Origin of the sequence: Nostoc sp. CHAB 5715, from assembly GCF_020829685.1 — a bacterium.
Lineage (GTDB): Bacteria > Cyanobacteriota > Cyanobacteriia > Cyanobacteriales > Nostocaceae > Nostoc.
This window is the reverse complement of sequence record NZ_JAIVFR010000594.1, coordinates 1-4811: the sequence shown is the minus strand read 5'-3', so window position 1 is coordinate 4811 and position 4811 is coordinate 1. Positions and strand designations below refer to the sequence as shown.

Sequence of the window (4811 nt, the reverse complement as noted above, 5' to 3'; positions counted from 1 at the left end):
GATGGCAATTAATCCAACTATCGCTACAACGAAACCTATGCCACATAACAATAAATTTACGAAGGGTTTAATTTTAATATCTTTCTTTATTTGAGAAGAATTTCTTGGCTCTGAAGTCGGTATTATTTGGTGATTTAGCCGAAAGTATATATAAATTAATATGATACATATCAATCCCCAAGTTCCTAATATCCAGCCAAAAGTAATTAATTTAAAAAGACTTAAAAATTCGGTGATTGCAGTAAGTAAAATTCCCCAGTAAGTAAATGCTAATATCAGCGACTCACGCCAATCGGTACGTTTTTTATTAATTAACAAAAAAATAGTAATTAAACAAATGAGAGGCAAAAATATAAACATAATATTACCCACTTTAAATCTAATTTCTGCTGTGGTAATTGTAATAAGGGCTGAAGCCGCTTGATCGCAAGAGGATATACGAGCAACTTTGTATTTGACAAGTGTATATCAAATCTATTGTCTAATTTGGCTTTTGATTCTCATATTGAATAAATTTACCTTACTAAAAGTAACGGAATAAGTTAAATATCCTTTGCCGCAAACGTTCTAAAACTGGTTCTTCTTCGGGTGATCCCTCAGCAAATAGCATCTCATATATCAATGGCACTCCTAGCTGTAAATCTTCGAGAACTTCACGCTGGGTAAACACATCTTGCGGTTTTCCCTCCATCACAAGTTGTCCCCTATCCATTACAAATATCCAGTCTGCCCAACGATAAACTAAATCAAGGTCATGGGTTGCCATAAGTATAGTTGTACCGTCTGCATGAATCTTTTTTAGAGTTGTCATCAAGTTACGAGTATGCAACTTATCTAAATAGGCTGTTGGTTCATCTAACAATAAGAGTTCTGGTTTTAGCACCATAACATCAGCTATGGAAACTCGCTTTTTTTGTCCTAAGCTAAGATGATGGACTGGTCTTTGAGCTAATTCGGTAAGTCCAAATTCTATTAAGGCTTGCTCAACTCGCTGTTTAATTTCTATTGTTGGCAATCTTAAATTACACAAGCCGTAAGAAATATCTTCTTCAACAGTAGAAGCTACCAGTTGTTGCTCTGGATCTTGAAAAACTAGCCCTACTTGTTGGCGTAATTTCATCAGTGATTGACGGTCATATTGCAGAGGTTTTCCTTGCCAAGATACTTTACCTTTATAAGGTTTATATAGACCGTTAGCTAATAAAAACAATGTGGTTTTACCACAACCATTTTGCCCAATTAAGGCACATCTTTTGTTAAAAGGAATCCTCAGATTTAAACCATTCAAAGCTGATTGTTGTGCGCCTGGATAAGTGTAATGTAATTGCTCAAATTCGAGTAAAAATTGTTGCATGATCGTACCAATCCAAGGCGATTAATGACGCACATCCTAAAATTGCTTCGATGGCATATCGCTTGGATAAATGGTAGCGATGAGGATGCCAAACTTTAAATTCTCCATTGAAGCCCCGTGATGCCAAAGTCAAGGATACTTGACGATAGTTTTCTAGGGTTCGTTTGAGTAATTGTCCAATTAACAAAGCTAAACTTTTCATCCCAATGCTAAAAGTGCAGTAGCCACCACGAGATTGTTGAGCAGTCCACAATTCTGCGGCTGTGTTTAATAGGACGAAAATAAAGCGGTACATTAGTAATAATAGGTCGGTTAGCAACACAGGAAAACCCACGCGACGCAGGACTTGTAAAAGCTCGGTAAAGGGGATAGTTAACATGATAAAATATAAGCAGGAAAGAGAGGCGATCGCTCGTGTGAAAATTGTCAATCCCTGCTGAAGACCGTGAGCACTGATATACAGATAATATGAACCAATATCCAATCCTATTACTGAGTCCTTTTGCACTAAATGTAATTGAGAAATATCTACGCCATTGATGATTAAAGCTGGTAAACTTGTCAACCAAAAAAAACTAGCAACATACACTAGTTTGAAATAAATTTTGCTAGGAATACTTGCATAGATAATTGTCCAAGTACTCATCCAAACTGCAATCAAAACTTGAACTAAGGGATGAGTAAAGGCAGCGATGATTAGCAGAGCGATCGCAAACACCAATTTCTGCTCCGGTGCTAACCACCGCAATCGATTCGTATAAGCAAGGGTATTTATTTGCAGACTCATTCCTTATTCCTTTGCTGCTGGGAACGCCCCTTATATAAACCAATGACATAACCAATAACTCCAGCGCCCAAAGCCGCTTGTGAAGAAAATAATAAACTTTCTATTTCACCACTAGGGGGTTCAAACAGGGGTTTAAACCAGGGTTGATATCCTGGGTGTACTTCACCAATCGCCTTTTCGGCTTGAGCATCTGAACCTGTAAATTCCCCACCACGTACAAATATTAAGGGTACAACTGCTAAAGCAATCACCGCTACTATTAAAAGCCAATTACTCAATCCCTTTTTAGACTGTTTCATTGTGTTGAGGTTCCCGTTGAATTAATTTTAAAAATTCCAATTCTTGAGGCGTATAAGATTGTAGCCAATTCCATACCAGCACAGTCAGCAACCCTTCGCTAATTGCTAGAGGAACTTGAGTAATTGCAAAAATCCCGGCAAACTTGATGAATGAAGCAATAAACCCACCAACTGGGGCGGGAAAAGCCAAGGCGAGTTGGATAGAAGTAATAATGTATGTGAGTAAATCTGCTATGGCTGCGGCTAAAAAGATCGCTATTTTTTGCTTACCAGTTAGGCGCATCGTCAAATGATATATCCAGTAGGCGGCAAATGGGCCTGCGATCGCCATTGAAAACGCATTTGCCCCCAATGTCGTCAAACCGCCATGAGCTAGTAGCAGCGCTTGAAATAACAGAACTAAACTACCCAACACTGACATTGCTAACGGCCCAAATAGTACTGCTCCTAACCCAGTACCTGTAGGATGGGAACAACTACCCGTGACTGAGGGCATTTTTAACGCCGACAACACAAAGGTAAAAGCTCCCGCCAATGCTAAGAGTAATTTTAGTTCCGGGTTGGCTTGGGTGATGCGAGTTAGCGATCGCAATCCTAAAACAAAAAATGGTAACGCTACTATCCACCAAAAAAGCGCCCAATTTCCTGGTAAGTAGCCTTCCATAATGTGCATAGCATAGGCTGGCGCAGATGCTCCAACAACTAGATAAAAGCTCAGAACCCCTATGAGGATGAGTGATGCGCGTTTTGACTTAAGGGTAATTTTAGACATAATTTATACCTTACGAATACTACACTTTGCTGCATTCAGCATGACCAAAACCTACTTCTAAAATATCCTCTCATCCTGATTGTTTGTCCTTCAAGTATTGCTAAGGTAACAAGCATATCAGGAATAGGTATGAAACAGTTAGTTGTCTTTGAACCTTATTTATACAGAAGTCATTGTATAAATGCTGTAATATTTAATAAAATTGGGCTAAAGTTTTCAGGAAAAAATTCTTCTTTTCTCTAGATTTAAATAGTCGGACAAAATTAATTACACAATGTCATTGCGAATGGAGTGAAACGGAATGAAGCAATCTCAACCTCTGCGATTGCTTCACTTCGTACCCTTCTCTTCTTAGGCTGCGCCAACGGGAACGCTAGGGGCGAACGCAATGACTGTAAATATTTTTGTCCAGCTACTTAATAACTTCAGTAGCAGTTTGGAAGCACTATAAAATTATTGACAATAATTATTAATTCCTCTAATATTTAGAAGCAATTGCAAATATTTTGCAATTCTTTTTTGGCGCTAACCGTAACTAAATGTCATGCCCAACAACTTCGCTCTAGGTAACGGAAAACCTTGGAGCCGCCGTCAATTATTGCAGGTGGGACTAGCAGGTGCTGGAGTGATTGGTGCAGCTGGACTTTGGCAGATGCTACATCTACAAAGTAAGTCAATCGTCAAAGTGCCACCATTCGAGAGGTCAGCACCAGACGACGTTACTAACCCGATAAGGATGTTAAGGGATTTTGATTATGGGACGGTAAAGCAAGAAAATGGGCGGACTATCCGGGAATTTCAGTTAATTGCGGGTACTTCCATAATAAAGCTCAATAGTGCTGTCTCTTACAACATCTGGGATTTAAACGGTCGCATACCAGGGCCAACGCTACGGGCAAAACAGGGCGATCGCATCCGGGTACTATTTCTCAACAATGCGGGACATTCTCACTCTTTACATTTTCATGGCGTTCATCCGGCAGAAATGGATGGTGTTCGCCCAATCAGCAACGGGAAAGCCACAATTTATGAATTTGATGCTGAACCCTATGGCGTTCACTTATACCACTGCCATATTGAACCAGTCACCCGCCACATCGCCAAGGGACTGTATGGGATGTTCATCATCGATCCACCTACTCCCCGTCCCCCGGCTGATGAGATGGTGCTAGTGATGGGTGGATATGACGTGAATGATGATAGCCATAATGATTATTACGCCTTCAACGGTCTGCCTCACTATTACATGCATCATCCCATTCATATTTATAAAGATCAGTTGATTCGGCTGTATGTCCTCAACATCATTGAATACGAACCGGCGGTGACGTTTCATCTCCACGCCAACTTCTTTGATGTTTATCGCTATGGCATGAGTATGACTCCTAGCGAAAAAACTGATGTGATTACGATGGGTGTAGCAGAAAGGCACATCTTGGAATTTGCTTTTCGCTACCCAGGTAAGTATATGTTCCATCCCCATCAGGATGCGATCGCAGAAAACGGTTGCATGGGTCAATTTGAAGTACTTGCTGAAAGCAACTCTCAAAATTCTGTTAAAAAGTCCTGACAATATTATTAGTAATTCGTAATTAATTC

5 protein-coding genes and 1 pseudogene are annotated in these 4811 nt (G+C 39.9%); 1 reads left to right on the top strand and 5 read right to left on the bottom strand.

What is annotated here, in order from left to right:
* From LC574_RS26870 to LC574_RS26850, 5 genes and pseudogenes are all read right to left on the bottom strand, one after another.
* Positions 1-372 (bottom strand): annotated as a pseudogene (locus LC574_RS26870) (hypothetical protein); the annotation flags it as partial.
* A gap of 151 nt (positions 373-523) precedes the next feature.
* The gene (locus tag LC574_RS26865) at positions 524-1354 is read right to left on the bottom strand and encodes an energy-coupling factor ABC transporter ATP-binding protein (RefSeq protein WP_229456700.1); all 831 of its coding nucleotides are present in this window, start codon (positions 1352-1354) and stop codon (positions 524-526) included.
* A complete protein-coding gene (gene cbiQ, locus LC574_RS26860; RefSeq protein WP_229456698.1) occupies positions 1329-2141 on the bottom strand; it encodes a cobalt ECF transporter T component CbiQ in 813 nt (270 codons plus the stop codon). The genes LC574_RS26865 and cbiQ overlap by 26 nt, the downstream gene beginning before the upstream one ends.
* Positions 2138-2440: an energy-coupling factor ABC transporter substrate-binding protein gene (locus LC574_RS26855; RefSeq protein WP_229456696.1), complete on the bottom strand. Its 303-nt coding sequence runs from the start codon at positions 2438-2440 to the stop codon at positions 2138-2140. The genes cbiQ and LC574_RS26855 overlap by 4 nt, the downstream gene beginning before the upstream one ends.
* Positions 2427-3212: an energy-coupling factor ABC transporter permease gene (locus LC574_RS26850; protein WP_229456695.1), complete on the bottom strand. Its 786-nt coding sequence runs from the start codon at positions 3210-3212 to the stop codon at positions 2427-2429. Before LC574_RS26850 ends, LC574_RS26855 begins: the two co-directional genes overlap by 14 nt.
* 544 nt (positions 3213-3756) lie before the next feature.
* Between LC574_RS26850 and LC574_RS26845 the strand changes: the two genes are divergently transcribed.
* The gene (locus tag LC574_RS26845; RefSeq protein ID WP_229456693.1) at positions 3757-4782 is read left to right on the top strand and encodes a multicopper oxidase domain-containing protein; all 1026 of its coding nucleotides are present in this window, start codon (positions 3757-3759) and stop codon (positions 4780-4782) included.
* The last annotated feature ends 29 nt before the right edge of the window (positions 4783-4811 follow it).